This is a genomic window from Salinibacterium sp. (assembly GCF_031364185.1).
Classification (GTDB): Bacteria; Actinomycetota; Actinomycetes; order Actinomycetales; family Microbacteriaceae; genus Rhodoglobus.
Window position 1 is genome coordinate 1 of record NZ_JANLVV010000053.1, and the last position, 15,400, is coordinate 15,400.

A 15,400-nucleotide genomic window follows, 5' to 3' on the forward strand; every position below is an offset into this window, starting at 1 on the left:
TGCGGTGTATCCGGCCGGGCCCGAGCCGATGATGATGATCTGGCGCACGTTGACTATCTCCCTCAGGGTGTTCACTGCCTGCTACAACACCATCACGCTATCGGCTATTCCGAGAGAGAAGCTGCTAGCTTCTGCGGCGGATCCGGTTGAGCAGCGGCTGCCCGAACGCGCGAAGTTCCGGGTTTCGAGTTAGCCACAGCAGCCCGAAATACACGACGGCCATGCCCAGGCCGGCGACGATCATCGACACGATTGCCCCGAAACGGTCTGCCACCGGGAAGGCGCCGGCAGCGACGCCACCCAGCAGCTGCAGGATGCCCCACCCCACCGCCCCGGCGGGAACGGCCGCCGCAGCGAACCACAACGCCTGGCCCGCAACGCGCCGTGTATCGAGGTGGCCGAGCGGCCGCCGCAGCACCAGCGCGGAGAGCACCGCCTGCACGGCGACGGCGGCCGACAGCACGAGCGCGAGGCCCACCGCTATCCATTCCTTTGCAATCCACCCACTCTCAGCGCCAGCCCCGACAGCAAGCGCACCCGAAACAAAGAACGTCGTTTGGATCACCTGGATGATGAAGGCCGCCCGGGTCATATCAAGCGCGTAGAACACGCGGAGGAGAACGAAGAACACGGTGAACGGAATGAGTCCGGGCAGGAATGCCAGGTAGACCGCCGCGAGTGAGGTGGCCTCTGCGTAGCTGGGGGCGAAAATCGCGCTGAACGGAAAAGACAGCACCGCGAGCCCGACTGCAGCAAAGATCATGATCAGCAGAATCGAACGCAGGGCAGACGAGATATCGGTGCGCAGGTCGTCGAGTCGAGAGTCCCGTACATGCGCACTCATCCTGGTGAAGTACGCCGTGACGATTGACACCGTCGCGATCGAGTGCGGCAGCATGAACATCAGCCACCCGTACTTCATCACGTTGATCGAGGCATCCCCGGTTGCCGTCGACGCGACTCGTGCCTCAACTACCCCGGAAACCTGGGTCACCAGGAACATGGCGAACACCCAGGAGGCCGAGCGGCCCGTGCTGGCAAGCCCTACGCCTCTCCAATGGAAATCCGGTCGATATTTCAGCCCCGCACGACCAAGGAAGAAGAACAGCGCGAAGGCCTGCACGGCGATGCCGAGGGTGGCACTGCCCGCGAGGAGGGCGATGTGGCCGGCCGTCCAGTCGCCGACATTCCGGTTCTGGTCCGCCCCACCGAACAGGGACATGAAGGTCACCAGGCCAGTGATGGCCACGACGTTGTTGAGAACGGGCGCCCAGGTGAAGGGGCCGAACATGCCTCGGGCATTAAGGGTTTCGCCGATCAGGCTGTAGAGGGCGTAGAAGAGAATCTGCGGCAGGCACCAGTACGCAAACGCAGTCGCGAGACCGAGCCTGCTCTCGCTAAATCCCGCATCGGCGTAAAGGGAAACCAACAGCGGGGCACAGGCGGTGGCGATACCGGTAACGATCGCGAAGACGACCACACCGATGGTGATGAGTTTGTTGATGAACCGGGCGCCACCATCGTCGTGTAGCCCGGCCTTGACAATCTGGGGCACCAGGACGGCGCTGAGAAGCCCTCCCGCAACAAGCGAGTACACGTTATTGGGCAGCTGGTTCGCCAGCGCGAAGGCATCCCCTGCCGCCCCATTGAGGCCGATGGCGCTCGCGAGGATGATGAGGCTGATGAGCCCCAGTGCGCGCGAGACGAGGGTGCCCGAGGCCAGCAGAACACTGGATCGCCCAATAGAGAAGGTCGGTCGCGCCGGCGCGGGGACATCCGTCACGGATGCCGCATCTGAAGCTTCGCGCCCGGGATCGGTCATGCGCTGGTGCCCCTCATTGCTGCGCCCTTGCGCAGTCTCAGGATGTTCCGCACCACACCGCCGCCGAAGACCGCTACGACAATGCTCGCGATCACGATCACCACCGGGGTCTCCCACCCGGCCTGCACGTTGATGCTGGCGCGAGAAACGTCACCGATGGGCACGCCTGTCGCGCTGGAGAGGCTGACCGTCACCCCCACCACCCCGTTAGAGACCGCCTGCGCGGGGATCTTCGCGCTCGCCTGCGAGTCTGGCTCGATGAGCAGCTCGACCCTGGAGTCACCGACTGATAACAGGCCGGTGTCTGGTCGAACAGTCACGAAAACGGTGACGGCCTGGTCGAGGTTGTTGGTGACCGCTATGGGAAGTGGTGCCTCCGCCGCAAGGAAGTTGAAGTCACCAGTCGACGCCACCTGCACCGAGCTTCGCAATTCGAGGGATGCGGCCAGGCCCTCCGCGACCGCCACCGGCCAGCCCGTCGGGTTATCGTTCCAGCTCCCCGCGGTCAACGCGAGAAGCTCCAGACGGCGAGCCGAGGTGATGGCACGGGGATCACTCGCGATGCTGGCGAACTGCGACTCGGCTGCCTGTGCCTCAAGAAGCTGGCGCATCAGGGCCACACGCTCGGTAGGTCGGGGTTGGTCGATCACCGTTGCTGTTGCGGACGCTCCGACCAGGGCGGTGGCCATGCTGACCATCGTGACATTCGGGTTGGTCTGCATCGCGGCGATGGCATCCGATAAGCGGTTGCCGGCCAGCAATGCCGTTCGGTCAAGGGTGGCGAACAGGGTCGCGGTGGAGCCGGACTGCGCAACACCGGCGGCGGCGATCGCCGCTGACATCTCAGACACGTCCGCCTGAAAGTCGGTGGCGGTAGTCGACCGGATCGCGGTTGCCAGGGGCGTCGACACGGAATCCTCTGACACCAGTACGCGCGATCCCCCCACATCCGCGAGTGCGCCGGCGCCCGGATCACGAGCCAGATTGCGTGACGAAAGGATGGTGGTGGAGTAACCGCTGGCGGTGATGACAGGCAGGTCGGAGGCGATGGCCGTGGCATCCACCGGCCAGGCAATGCCAGTGAGAGAGAACGGCCACGCAACGAGGTCATCGCTGGTGGGTAGGGCAGGAGTGACCGGGTCGACGGGTTCGGTGGAGGTTGGGCTTGGCGGTGGCGAGATTCCGGGGGGACCGGATGGCGCCGGGGTTGGCGTGCCGGTTGCGCTCGATTCCGCGAATAATGCGGGATCTATGGCGAAGTCGAAGCCATCGGACTCCAGCACAGTGGCGCTGCCCGCCTGCGTTGCGAGGGTGAGGTCGGAGTCGGCGTAGGCCAGCGGAAACGTGTCGTTGGACGCACCGGCGAGGCGCTCCAGCCATGCCGTTGCGGTCATGGGTGCCGAGCTGCCGAGAATTCTGATCGACACGATGATTCGGGGATCAATACCCAGCGCCACCGGCCGATCGATCGCGGCGTCGAGTTGGCGCGAGAGGGTGCCCATCGGCGATGTGTACTGCTCAAGCGCGTCGGCGCTGATCAGGGACCCGGAGTTGGCCGGAACGGTGATGGGCACGGCGATGGCAACATGCACGGGCCGTGCGGACTCGACAGCGACTGCCGCAGAAGCGCCAACAGAGGTGCCGACCAGCCCAATCCCGACGGCCAGCGCGGCGCTGAGCAGTCTCAAAGACATGGGCTGGCCCCGCGAAAAGGCTCGGCAAGCATGAGGCCGATTCTATTCGCAGGAGCCTGTGAGCGAGTCGAACCGTGAGCGGTGCGGCGGCGCTATGTCATGCTGGTGCGATCATGCATAGCGTCGCCAAGGCCATCATCAGTCTCGGTGAACTCGCCGATTCGACGCCCGTCGCGGCCCTGGCCACAGCATTTTGGCAGGCGGGCAGGCAACTGGCGCTCGTTGGCGGACCGGTGCGCGACGCCTTCCTCGGTCGCGCCGTTACCGACCTCGACTTCACTACCGACGCCCTGCCGGACGAGATACTTGCCCTAGTCAGCCCCATCTCGAGCGCACAGTGGGATATTGGCCGCGAATTCGGAACCATAGCCGCCAAAATTGCGGGCCAGACCGTCGAGATCACCACCTACCGGGCTGATCTTTACGACGGGGCCTCACGCAAGCCGGTCGTCGCCTTTGGCGACACGCTCGAGGGCGACCTCGTGCGACGCGACTTCACCATTAATGCCATGGCGCTGCGCCTGCCCGAGAGGGTGCTGGTCGACCCGTGGGGCGGGGTCGAACATCTTGTAGCTGGCCGTATCACCACACCCGGGCCGCCCGAAGTGTCGTTCGGCGATGATCCGCTGCGGATGCTGCGAGCCGCCAGGTTCACGTCGCAACTCGGTTTCACGGTCGACCCGGAGACGGTATCCGCGATGGTGGCGCTGGCTCCCCGGCTCGAGATCGTGAGCGTGGAGCGGGTGGCAGACGAGCTGTCAAAACTGTTGAAGACGGCTGACCCGGTGCCGGGCATCCGGCTGCTGGTGGAGACCGGAATCGCGCAACTCGTGCTTCCCGAGGTGCCCGCGCTTCGGCTCGAGATCGACGAGCACGCCCACCATAAAGATGTGTACGAGCACAGCCTGACTGTGCTGCAACAGGCTATCGCCCTCGAAACGTCGCGAAACCCGGGCGCCGCGCCCGATCTGGCGCTTCGCATCGCCGCCCTGCTTCACGACATCGGAAAGCCCGCGACCCGCAAAATCGAGTCAGGGGGAATTGTGACCTTTCATCACCATGACGTTGTCGGCTCAAAACTTGCCGCGCGAAGACTGAAGACCCTGCACTTCGACAACGACACCATTGCGGCCGTCTCGCGCCTGGTTGAACTTCACCTGAGGTTCTTCGGCTATACGGACGCGGCATGGACCGATTCGGCCGTGCGCCGCTATGTTCGGGATGCCGGAGACCAACTTGAGCGCCTCCACATCCTGACCCGGGCTGATGTCACCACCAGGAATGTGCGGAAGGCGGACCGCCTGTCGTTCGCCTACGACGACCTGGAAGAGCGGATCGCCGCCCTCGCGGAGGCGGAAGGGATCGCTGCGGTACGCCCGGACCTCGACGGCGAGCAGATCATGGCCATTCTTGGCATTGCCCCGGGGCGTGAGGTTGGTGAGGCCTACCGGTTCCTTCTGGACCTGCGGCTGGATGAGGGGCCACTGGGTGTGGATGCTGCGACCAGCCGCCTCCTCGCCTGGTACGCCGCGCGCTAGTCAGGAGTTGGCGGCGATCCACTCTTCGAGCTGGCGGCGGGCCACGGGATCCGGCAGCTGCACGGGCGGCGACTTCATCAGGTAGGCCGACACGGCCTCGATGGGGCCGCCGAGCCCGGCATCCAAGGCCAGCTTCGCCGCCCTGACCGCATCAATGACGACGCCGGCGGAGTTCGGCGAATCCCACACCTCGAGTTTGTACTCAAGGCTGGTCGGCGCGTTACCGAAACCATGGCCCTCCAGGCGCACGAACGCCATCTTGCGATCCTCAAGCCAGGGCACGTGATCACTCGGACCAATGTGGACGTCTCGCGAATTGAGTTGAGCCTCGACATTGCTGGTCACAGACTGGGTCTTCGAGATCTTCTTCGATTCGAGCCTCGTGCGTTCGAGCATGTTTTTGAAATCCATATTGCCGCCAACATTGAGCTGGTATGTGCGATCGAGCACCAGCCCACGTTCCTCAAAGAGCCTTGCCAGGACGCGGTGGGTGATCGTGGCGCCAAGTTGGCTCTTGATGTCGTCACCAACGATCGGGATGCCGGCCGCGGTGAACTTTGCGGCCCACTCCGGGTCGCTGGCGATGAACACGGGCAGCGCATTAACAAACGCGACTCCGGCATCGATCGCGGCCTGCGCATAGTGTTTCGCGGCCAACTCCGAGCCCACCGGGAGGTAGCAGACGAGCACGTCGGCGCCGCTGTCGCGCAGAGCTTGCGTGACGTCGACGACGGGCGCATCCGACTCGGTGATCATCTCGCGATAATAGGAACCGAGGCCATCGAGGGTCGGGCCACGCTGCACCGTGATGCCAGTGGATGCGACCTCAGCGAATCGATAAGTGCCGTTCTGGCTCGCCCACATCGCGTCAGCAATATCGACACCCACCTTGAGCGCATCGACGTCGAAGGCCGCGACAAACGTGATGTCGGCGACGGCGTAAGGACCGAAACGATTGTGCATCAGCCCCGGGATGACGTCACCCGCGGCGGCATCTGCGTAGAAGGTGACGCCCTGGATGAGTGAGTTAGCGCAGTTACCGACGCCTGCTATAGCGACCCTGACGGCCATGAGGATGGTGCTCCTTGCGAGAAATGACTACACTACTGAGGTTGTATGGTTCCGGTTTCGGAGCCGTGACAAACGTCAACACCCTCCTGTTGCAGATCGCCTGCAACCGTTCAAGTCCGAAGGAGGTGGGTTTGTGACGCACCAGTACGAACTCATGGTGATCCTCGATCCAGAGATCGATGAGCGCACCGTGGCACCCAGCCTAGACAAATTCCTCAACGTGATTCGCGCCGATGGTGGAACCATCGACAACGTGGACATCTGGGGACGCCGTCGCCTGGCCTACGAGATCAACAAGAAGACCGAGGGCATCTATGCCGTCGTTCAATTGACCGCAAACTCGTCGGCCACGGTTGAGCTTGACCGCCAGCTCAAGCTGAGCGAAGCGGTCATGCGCACGAAGGTACTTCGCGCCGAAGAGGGCATCGCCCAGGTCGCGGCCGCGAAGGTCCTGTCGGACGCGAAGGCCGCCCGCAAGGCCGCCGCCGCCCCGGCAAAGGCACCCGCTGCCGCTCCTGCAACGGCCGCCCCTGCTGCAGCCGCTCCCGCCGCCTCGAAGCCCGCCGCCGCCCCTGCCGCGTCGAAGCCCGCTGCTGCCAAAGCCGACGTCGAGGCTCCTGCCGCGACGAAGGATTCGGAGTAGGTCATGGCTGGCGAGACCGTCATCACAGTCGTGGGAAATCTCACGGGTGACCCCGAGTTGCGCTACACGCAGAACGGGCTTGCGGTTGCCAACTTCACTATCGCCTCAACACCGCGCAATTTTGACCGTGCCGCGAACGAATTCAAGGATGGTGAGGCACTGTTCCTGCGCGCAAGCGTCTGGCGCGAGTTCGCCGAGCACGTCGCTGGTTCGCTCACCAAGGGGTCGCGAGTCGTCGCGACCGGTCGATTGAAGCAGCGTTCATACGAAACCAAGGAGGGCGAAAAGCGCACGAGCATCGAGCTCGAGGTGGATGAAATCGGTCCATCGCTGCGCTACGCCACGGCACAGGTCACCCGTGCCGCGTCATCCCGTGACTCGGCAGGTGGCGCCCCTCGGGGTGGCGGCAACCAGGTCAACAGTGGCCAGCAGTCCCAGCAGCAGGAGGAGCCGTGGGCGGCGAGTGCCCCCAGCAACTCCGGCGGCGACGTATGGAACACGCCAGGCAACTACTCGGACGAAACGCCTTTCTAATCCTCGACTGAGCCGCCTCCACGTTGCTTGGCAACGCGGAGGACTGCTCAGCGGGGGCCCAAGACTCTCATTGACAATTAAGGAAATAGCAACTCATGGCTGGAAAGAGCAGCGGCGATCGCCGCAAGCCCATCCGCAAAGGCAAGGACGGCAAGAACGCCGCCCCCGCCAAAGCGATCCGCGTGGGCGTCATCGACTACAAAGATGTCGCGACGCTTCGCAAGTTCATCTCAGAGCGTGGAAAGATCCGCGCTCGCCGTATCACCGGTGTCTCCGTCCAGGAGCAGCGTCTCATCGCCACGGCCGTCAAGAACGCTCGTGAGATGGCACTGCTGCCGTACGCCGGCTCGGGCCGTTAGGGAGCACCGATATGTCCAAGCTGATTCTCACGCATGAGGTCACCGGTCTCGGTGCCCCAGGAGACGTCGTTGACGTCAAGAACGGTTTCGCTCGCAACTACCTCATCCCCCAGGGCTTCGCCGTGGCATGGACTCGCGGTGGCGAAAAGCAGATCGAATCCATCAAGGCCGGTCGCGCAGCGCGCGAGCACGCCACTCTCGAAGAGGCACAGGATCTGAAGGCTCGCCTCCAGGCCACCACCGTCAAGCTCACCGTCAAGGCGGGCGAGGGCGGACGCCTTTTCGGTTCGGTCAAGACATCCGACGTGGCCGACGCTGTCGCCGCGGCAGGGCTCGGAACTGTCGACAAGCGCAAAATCGAGATCACGTCACCGATCAAGGCGATCGGCGAGCACGAGGCATCTGTTCGTCTTCGCGACGACCTGGTCGCCACAATCACCCTCCAGGTGGTTGCGGCAAAGTAGTGGATACCCCCTGAAATGGGGCAGACGGCGACGGAAAAATTTCGTCGCCGTCTTTACTTTAAGCGAATTCGTCGTGAAAATTCTGATGCGTTGTACACAGGAACCGTTCTGGGTCGTCAACTCTCAACTCACGGTCTAAACATGTTTGTCCACAATGGCTAATCAGGCTAAAAGTGCTGATCAGTAGCTATTTAGTTACTGAAAATCGCTCGTTATGCACAGCAGATTCCACAGGTTGCTCACACGGAATGCGGCGATTCGTTCGAGTTGTGCACAGGCTCATCCACAGGACCAGTTGTGGCGGCATCCCGACCATCCGTACTGTGGGGCAGCCCCTCCCGATAGATGAATGTTGGGTGTAGGCGGCGACCGAAACGGGAAACTTCGTGAGTGTCGGCGGGCGCGGCTACAACTGAGGCATAGCGTCGTTAATCGGAGGGTCGAATGTCAATCGCGCACCTGGGGCTTGCTGCTGATCAACGGCACGCTGATTCGCGTAACGGTGACCAACGGCAATCTGGCGACTCTCGGTCGGATTCGCGCGGCGATCGCGTTCCTCCCCATGATCTGCTCGCAGAGCAGAGCTCCCTGGGGGGCATGCTGCTGAGCAAGGATGCGGTTGCCGACGTCATCGAAACCGTCCGGGGAATCGACTTCTACATCCCGAAGCACGAGACCATCTTCAATGCCGTGATGTCGCTCTATTCCCACGGGGAACCGACCGACGTCATTGCGGTCACCGATGAGTTGACGAAAACCGGCGAACTGAGTCGCGCTGGTGGTGCCGAATATCTGCACACGCTTACCGCGCTCGTGCCTACCGCGGCCAATGCCGGCTTCTACTCGTCTATCGTCGCTGAGAAAGCGGTGCTTCGCCGACTCGTCGAGGCTGGCACCCGTATCGTCCAGATGGGTTACGCCAGCGAGGGTGAGGTCGTTGACCTTGTCAACAACGCGCAGGCCGAGATCTACGGCGTGACCGGCGGCGTCGAAAGCGAAGACTACGTTCCCCTTACCGAGGCGGTTACCACCGCAATCGATGAAATCGAGGCTGCTCGCGGGCGGGACGGCCAGATGGTCGGGGTGCCTACCGGCTTTGCTGAACTCGACGAACTCACGAATGGGCTTCACCCTGGCCAGCTGATCATCATCGCTGCGCGTCCGGCTATCGGCAAGTCGACCCTGGGGCTCGATATCGCCCGAGCAGCGGCGATCAAGCATGACCTTGCCACGATCGTTTTCTCACTGGAGATGGGTCGCAGCGAGATCGCGATGAGACTGCTATCGGCCGAGTCATCCGTTCCCCTCCAGCACATGCGCAAGGGAACCGTGCACGCCAACGACTGGACAACCATCGCTCAGACCCGCGGTCGTATCAACGACGCTCCTCTCTACATCGATGACAGCCCCAACATGACCCTGGTCGAAATCCGCGCCAAGTGCCGACGTCTCAAGCAAAAAGTCGGGCTCAAGATGGTCATCATCGACTACCTACAGCTGATGACCAGCGGCAAGAAGGTCGAATCGCGCCAGCAGGAGGTCAGCGAGTTCTCGCGCGCGCTCAAGCTGCTTGCCAAGGAGCTGCGAGTGCCCGTTATCGCCATCTCCCAACTGAACCGAGGCCCCGAGCAGCGGGCAGATAAGAAACCAGCCCTGTCAGACCTGAGAGAATCCGGGTCAATCGAGCAGGATGCGGACATGGTGATTCTGCTTCATCGGGAAAGCGCGTACGAGGCTGAGAACACCCGGGCAGGCGAGGCCGACCTTATTGTAGCCAAGCACCGAAACGGGCCGACGCGCACCGTGACGGTCGGCTTTCATGGCCACTTCTCGCGGTTCGTGGACCTCCCGCCCGGATCGTAGGCTGACTCGGCGCGCTTTCATGACGCGCGCACGTGACGCGCGCCTTCGTGAGAGGGGACTTCGTGAGACGGGATTTCGTGAGTCGGGACTTCGAGACGCGCGACTTCGAGAGACGGGGACATGCCGCGGGTGTCGAGCCGCAGAGCTTCCCGCATTCACGCGGGTCGATCCTCCGTGATCAGCCGCGGCCTCCCTCACAGCTGACGCGATCTAGACTGGAGGTGTGGAAGCAGTAACGCCCTGGTACGTGCCCGTGGCCCGGGGCATAACCGCGTTGGCGCTTGCCGTGGTGATCACCTTCACTGCGGACCACTCTGCGCCGCTGGGCTATCTCACCCTGGGAATTTTCGCCGTGATTGCGGGAGCGATCCTTGCCGCCTCGGCGCTCAGGCTCGCCGCGGGCCGAGCCACTCGCACACTTACCCTCGCCCAGGGACTCATCACGGTGCTCGTCGGGATCGTTTGCCTGTCACTGCCCGCTGGTGGCCTGCCATTCTTTGTATTCCTGCTGACGACATTCGCTTCGATCACAGGATTTCTTGAGTTGTATGTTGGTCTACGAAGTCGCGGCCGCGATCGATCAGCTCGCGACTGGGTGTTCGTTGGGGGCCTCACGGCGCTGCTTGCCATTGCCGTGCTTCTCGTGCCACCAGAATTGCGCCAAGCGTTCATCGGGCCGGATAGCGTGCAGCGCGAGCTCACTGCATCGGTGGTCATCGTCGGTGCTCTCGGCGCCTACTGGGCGATCTTTGGGATGTACCTCGTCATCGCAGGGCTCTCACTCAAATGGGCGCCGGCGGAGGATACAACCGCATCCCTCTCTTCCGAGGTCGGTTCGCGATGACCGCGCCCAGTCGGAAAGACCGAACCCGCCCGGTAGAGCTACTCGTATTCTCAGCGATTCTCGGGGTGTTCGCGGGACTCGTTGTTCTGATGTCAACGAGAGAGATCACCCTGGCACTCATCTTTTTGGGGGTGGCGTTCATCGTCTCGCTGGTGGTTCTCGCGATGCTGTCCCTCGCGGTGGAGCCCACGAGCGCGGAAAAGACCGACCTGGCAGAGCAGGACGACGCCCAGGGCGACCGGCCGCTGGGACACTAGCGGACGTCGGGCCAACCGGACGAAAGGTCGAGGTTGGTTGGACGTCTTGCCTCGCTAAGCGGGAGCCGCCAAGCCGCTCAGCCGCCAAGCCGCTCAGTGCTCGACGTGGCCGACCAGTTGTGAAGCAAGGCCAGCGTAGGTCGCCGGGGTGAGCACGCGAAGCCGATCCTTGGCGGCCTGGCCGATGTCGAGGTCGTCGATGAATGCCACAAGTTCGGCCTGGCCGATGTGTTTGCCCCGCGTGAGGTCTTTCAGGATCGCGTATGGGTCCGTGATGGAACTGCGGCCTGCCGTAATCTCGGCGCGGATCACGGTCTGGATCGCTTCGCCGAGTATTTCCCAGTTGCCTTCAAGGTCTGCAGCGAGGCGGTCTCGGTCAAGGTCGATTTCGTTCAGTCCGCGCAGGATGTTTTCGAACGCGACCAGCGAATGGCCGAACGCAACGCCAATGTTTCGCTGGGTGGTCGAATCGGTGAGGTCACGCTGCAGCCGTGAGGTCACGAGCGTCTGCGCGAGCGATTCCAGCAGCGCGCTGGAAATTTCGAGATTGGCTTCGGCGTTCTCGAAGCGGATGGGGTTGATTTTGTGGGGCATCGTGGATGACCCGGTCGCCCCAGCCTGCGGAATCTGGCGAAAGTATCCGGTGCTGATGTATGACCAGACGTCCGTACACAGGTTGTGCAGGATCCTGGCGGCGTGACTCATCTGCTGGTATAGGTCGACCTGCCAGTCGTGGGACTCGATCTGTGTGGTGAGCGGATTCCAGTCAAGGCCCAGGCTGGTCACGAATTCGCGCGAGATCTCGGGCCAATCCTGACTGGCATCGGCGGCGAGATGGGCGGCGTACGTGCCCGTTGCCCCGTTGAATTTGCCGAGAAACTCGGTGGCCTCAATCCTGGCGGTGGTGCGCTCCAGTCGGTGCACGAATACCGCGAGTTCTTTGCCCATAGTGGTGGGGGTGGCAGGCTGGCCGTGCGTGTGAGCCAGCATCGCGTCATCCCGAAGCTCGATAGAGAGTGCGCGCAGCGACGCGATGACGGCGCGAAGTTTCGGCAGCCACACTTCTCTTACAGCGGCGCTGATGGTGATTGCGTACGCAAGATTGTTGATGTCTTCGCTCGTGGCAGCAAAATGGGTGAGTTCGGCGATGTCGGTCAACCCGAGATCGGCGAGCTTACCGCGCACGAGGTACTCGACAGCTTTGACGTCGTGGCGGGTCGTGGCCTCGAGTGTGGCGAGCTCGTCGATCTCGGGCTGACCGAAGTCTGCAGCGAACTCGCGCAATTGCCGAGCCTGTTCGTGTTCCACCCGTTGGGAGCCGAACAGCTCGTGGTCGGTCAGGTACAGCAGCCATTCGACTTCGACCCGCACTCTGGCGCGGTTGAGCCCGGCTTCGGAGAGGTGATCACCGAGACCTTCGACCATGGGTCGGTATCGGCCATCGAGTGGGCTCAGCGGTTGTTCGGGCAGGCTCATGGTGTTCCCTGTCGGATTCCTGGGGTGATCTGGCGGAAGAGCGCAGCACAGGCCTTCTCGATCATCGAGAGCACCTGATCGAACAGCGCTGCGTCAGAATAGTACGGATCTGGTACGTCGATGTTCGGTGATTGGTCGCTGTCGAATGACAGGAGCAGCTGCACCTTCGATCTGTCCTGGTCACTGGACGCCCAGGCCTTAAGAGTCCGTTCCTGGCTGCGGTCGAAGACGATGACGAGGTCGAGTTCGTCGAACCAGGCAGGGTCGAACTGTCTTCCGCGGTGACCCGACGCGTTGTAGCCACGTGAGGCGAGTGCCGCCAGGGTGCGATCGTCTGCCGGCTCTCCGACGTGCCAGTCACCGGTGCCCGCCGAGGTGACAGTGACCCTATCCCCGAGCCCCGATCGTGTGGCGAGCCGCTTCAGCACCGTCTCGGCCATCGGGGAGCGGCAGATGTTGCCGGTGCAGACGAAACAGACGCGAAACCGTGACGACTCGTCGACGCTCCGCTCAAAACTCACCAGCCCATTGTTGCGCAGTTCCTCTCCCCAACACGACCCTGCATCAGGCCCACTCCCCGGAACTTTGTTCGCCTGCCCCGCGCCCACCGGGGATGCCGCACGCTCATGGTTATGACGGGCTGCATTGTGCGAAGCCCACCGTGCTGAAAGGTAGCAATGAATCATTCGCCGGATGCCCCCACCGTCGCCGCGCTTGAGAATCAGGCCCGCGAGCTCACCCACCTGCTGTGGCGACTGCAGCACGTGCGCCATGCACTGGTTCCAGGCCCCGCGCAATTCTGGAGAGGCCTGACAAAGCTTGCCTTCGATGCGGCCCTCGGTGGTCTCGGCGCGACGCTTGATAACGGCATTGCCACCCTCCACTCGGCCATCGACTCGACCCGTATCGCGATCGCAGGGATGGATGATCATGGGTGACGATCTGGTCATCGGCGGGGGCGGTTCCTATGCGGTGGGCACCGACGAGCTCTTTGCCTGCGCGGACCAGTTGCGGGAACTGGCGGCGGCGGTGTCGGGCCTCAACCGCGACCTGGCGTCGATCGACTCCGGTATCTCCCGTGGGCAGGCGCGCGTGGTTGGCGCACCGCAGAGCGTGATGGATGCCGAGGCCAGCATCGACAGGTTGGCGCTGCTCCTGGCGGAGGTAGAGAGCCAGGCGAGAGCGTTGGACTTCGCTGTGGGAGCCGCCGCCGAAGGTTATGGCTTCGCTGAGTACTTCGTAGGACATCTCATCCACGAGTTCACGGGCCAGTTCGGAGCGTTGCTCGCCAGGTACTCGCCGGGGCTTCTCTTGGCGACCGTCGGTGGAACAGCAGTACTTGGCGCAGTGAGCGGACTGTTCCTGGGCGCGATGGCGCCAGGCGGGATAGCCAAGGGTGCTCCGGGAGGAGTGAAGACTGGACCATCCCGGGGTACGTGGTTGCGGGAACACAACGAGATCGTCACCAACCCGCTGACGGTGGATCTGGTTCGCATCGCATCCCAGGCCTCCGGTGATGTCGTGGTCGGCGCGCTGGGCGTTCCACCGCAGTTGACCACGTTTCTCGGGGCTGCGGGAGTCGCCATTGGTTCGAAAGCAATCATGGGTACGGGTTCGCTGTTCGGTCTTCTCAAGGAGACTCCCGTGAGATTGGTTGACTCGCACACCCAGGTCGTCACAGCCAGCCCCACCGGATTCGCCGAGCGCCTCGGCCGGGTGCCAGACACCGAGGTTACCGATGGAGCCCAGGTCGTCATCGAAAAGTACTCGACACCGGGCGAAGCGGACAGGTTCGAGGTCTACGTTGCTGGCACCGTCACGTTCTCACCCGTGGCTGACACCGAGCCCTGGGACATGACCAGCAACATGGCCAACGCGGCGGGAGTGCCTGGTGGCGGGTATGCCTCGGTGGCGGCGGCGATGGAACTCGCCGGGATCGATCAGTCGAGTCCGGTGCAGTTCACCGGGTACTCGCACGGGGCCGGCACGGCGGCATGGCTGGCAGCATCCGGTGACTACAACACCCAGGGGCTGGCCACATTCGGGGGCCCCACGGGGCAGGTGCCAATCCCCGAGGGCTTCCCGACGGTGATCGTGGAGCACACCGACGATATCGTTCCCGCGCTCGGTGGTGAACAGGTGAACCACCACGCGGTGCTGGTGGAGCGGGCCGTGTTTGCCGGGCGGGACGTTCCCACGGAATACGCGGTACCCGCGCACCACTTCGAGTATTACGAGCAGACGGCCAGACTCATGGACGAAGCGCAGAGCGACAGGGTGAACGATGCGAGCCGGAGTCTGGACTCGTTTGCCGGTGGCGCTTCGACGGTCACAAGCACGGCGTACCGGTTCGAGCGAGTGCCGGAAAAATGACCAGGCTGGTCAGTGCTCATTAGTGAGGCTATCCATTGGTGACGTTGCTCATTGGTGACGTTCGGTGCCCGCTAGCGGCGATCCCGTTTGCCGATCACCGGGCGCAGGATGATGCCGATGAGCCAGCTGATGAGCCCGAGCACCAGGGCGCCGAGAACACCCCACCAGAAGGTTTCGACTACCAGCCCGAATCCGAATAACCCCGACAGCCAGGCCACGAGAAGTAGCAACAGCCCGTTCACGATGAGGGAGATCAGACCCAGGGTCAGAATGTAGAGGGGAAATGCCACGACACGGATGAGGTTGCCGACGACGCCGTTGACGATGCCGAAGATCACCGCGACCAGCAGGTAGGTCAGCACCGTTTCCAGCAGCTCGCCCGGGGCGAACGGCACCACCGAAACCCCGGCGACGATCTGGGTGGTCAGCCACAGGGCTACGGCGTTGATCAGCAGGCGCGCG

Annotated in this window: 15 protein-coding genes and 1 pseudogene; 10 read left to right on the top strand and 6 right to left on the bottom strand. The window is 63.1% G+C overall.

What is annotated here, in order from left to right:
* Window positions 1-124: 124 nt before the first annotated feature.
* Both murJ and RMN95_RS02855 read right to left on the bottom strand, forming a co-directional pair.
* Window positions 125-1,822 (bottom strand): lipid II flippase MurJ, encoded by a 1,698-nt coding sequence (gene murJ / locus RMN95_RS02850; RefSeq protein WP_309615453.1) that lies wholly within the window; start codon window positions 1,820-1,822, stop codon window positions 125-127.
* Complete coding sequence (locus RMN95_RS02855) at window positions 1,819-3,516, bottom strand: DUF6049 family protein (protein ID WP_309615454.1); 1,698 nt, start codon at window positions 3,514-3,516, stop codon at window positions 1,819-1,821. The genes murJ and RMN95_RS02855 overlap by 4 nt, the downstream gene beginning before the upstream one ends.
* A gap of 113 nt (window positions 3,517-3,629) precedes the next feature.
* Here RMN95_RS02855 and RMN95_RS02860 point away from each other — a divergent pair, with 113 nt between their 5' ends.
* Entirely contained in the window at window positions 3,630-5,054 is a 1,425-nt protein-coding gene (locus RMN95_RS02860; protein WP_309615455.1) for a CCA tRNA nucleotidyltransferase, read from the top strand.
* Here RMN95_RS02860 and RMN95_RS02865 read toward each other — a convergent pair whose 3' ends face one another.
* Complete coding sequence (locus RMN95_RS02865) at window positions 5,055-6,125, bottom strand: inositol-3-phosphate synthase (protein ID WP_309615456.1); 1,071 nt, start codon at window positions 6,123-6,125, stop codon at window positions 5,055-5,057.
* Between the two features lie 154 nt (window positions 6,126-6,279).
* Between RMN95_RS02865 and rpsF the strand changes: the two are divergent.
* The 7 genes and pseudogenes from rpsF to RMN95_RS02900 form a co-directional block, all read left to right on the top strand.
* Window positions 6,280-6,615, top strand: a pseudogene (gene rpsF, locus RMN95_RS02870) (30S ribosomal protein S6); the annotation flags it as partial.
* Window positions 6,616-6,771: 156 nt separating this feature from the next.
* Window positions 6,772-7,302: a single-stranded DNA-binding protein gene (locus RMN95_RS02875; RefSeq protein WP_309615457.1), complete on the top strand. Its 531-nt coding sequence runs from the start codon at window positions 6,772-6,774 to the stop codon at window positions 7,300-7,302.
* 95 nt (window positions 7,303-7,397) lie between these two features.
* Window positions 7,398-7,661 carry a 30S ribosomal protein S18 gene (gene rpsR, locus RMN95_RS02880; protein WP_097061567.1) on the top strand — a complete coding sequence of 88 codons (264 nt, stop codon included), beginning with the start codon at window positions 7,398-7,400 and terminating at the stop codon, window positions 7,659-7,661.
* An 11-nt stretch (window positions 7,662-7,672) separates the two neighbouring features.
* Window positions 7,673-8,125: a 50S ribosomal protein L9 gene (gene rplI / locus RMN95_RS02885; protein WP_309615458.1), complete on the top strand. Its 453-nt coding sequence runs from the start codon at window positions 7,673-7,675 to the stop codon at window positions 8,123-8,125.
* A gap of 444 nt (window positions 8,126-8,569) precedes the next feature.
* The gene (gene dnaB / locus RMN95_RS02890) at window positions 8,570-9,988 is read left to right on the top strand and encodes a replicative DNA helicase (RefSeq protein WP_309615459.1); all 1,419 of its coding nucleotides are present in this window, start codon (window positions 8,570-8,572) and stop codon (window positions 9,986-9,988) included.
* A gap of 223 nt (window positions 9,989-10,211) precedes the next feature.
* Window positions 10,212-10,832 (top strand): DUF308 domain-containing protein, encoded by a 621-nt coding sequence (locus RMN95_RS02895; RefSeq protein ID WP_309615460.1) that lies wholly within the window; start codon window positions 10,212-10,214, stop codon window positions 10,830-10,832.
* Complete coding sequence (locus RMN95_RS02900; protein WP_309615461.1) at window positions 10,829-11,089, top strand: hypothetical protein; 261 nt, start codon at window positions 10,829-10,831, stop codon at window positions 11,087-11,089. Before RMN95_RS02895 ends, RMN95_RS02900 begins: the two co-directional genes overlap by 4 nt.
* A 93-nt stretch (window positions 11,090-11,182) precedes the next feature.
* Here RMN95_RS02900 and purB read toward each other — a convergent pair whose 3' ends face one another.
* Both purB and RMN95_RS02910 read right to left on the bottom strand, forming a co-directional pair.
* Window positions 11,183-12,565 carry an adenylosuccinate lyase gene (purB, locus tag RMN95_RS02905; RefSeq protein ID WP_309615462.1) on the bottom strand — a complete coding sequence of 461 codons (1,383 nt, stop codon included), beginning with the start codon at window positions 12,563-12,565 and terminating at the stop codon, window positions 11,183-11,185.
* Entirely contained in the window at window positions 12,562-13,005 is a 444-nt protein-coding gene (locus tag RMN95_RS02910) for a low molecular weight protein-tyrosine-phosphatase (RefSeq protein ID WP_397545186.1), read from the bottom strand. Before RMN95_RS02910 ends, purB begins: the two co-directional genes overlap by 4 nt.
* A 237-nt stretch (window positions 13,006-13,242) precedes the next feature.
* Here RMN95_RS02910 and RMN95_RS02915 point away from each other — a divergent pair, with 237 nt between their 5' ends.
* Together RMN95_RS02915 and RMN95_RS02920 are read left to right on the top strand one after the other, a co-directional pair.
* Window positions 13,243-13,503, top strand: coding sequence for a hypothetical protein (locus RMN95_RS02915; protein WP_309615464.1), 261 nt, complete (start codon window positions 13,243-13,245; stop codon window positions 13,501-13,503).
* Entirely contained in the window at window positions 13,496-14,938 is a 1,443-nt protein-coding gene (locus RMN95_RS02920) for a hypothetical protein (protein ID WP_309615465.1), read from the top strand. The genes RMN95_RS02915 and RMN95_RS02920 overlap by 8 nt, the downstream gene beginning before the upstream one ends.
* 71 nt (window positions 14,939-15,009) lie before the next feature.
* Here RMN95_RS02920 and RMN95_RS02925 read toward each other — a convergent pair whose 3' ends face one another.
* Window positions 15,010-15,393: a phage holin family protein gene (locus RMN95_RS02925; protein ID WP_309615466.1), complete on the bottom strand. Its 384-nt coding sequence runs from the start codon at window positions 15,391-15,393 to the stop codon at window positions 15,010-15,012.
* Window positions 15,394-15,400 lie beyond the last annotated feature (7 nt).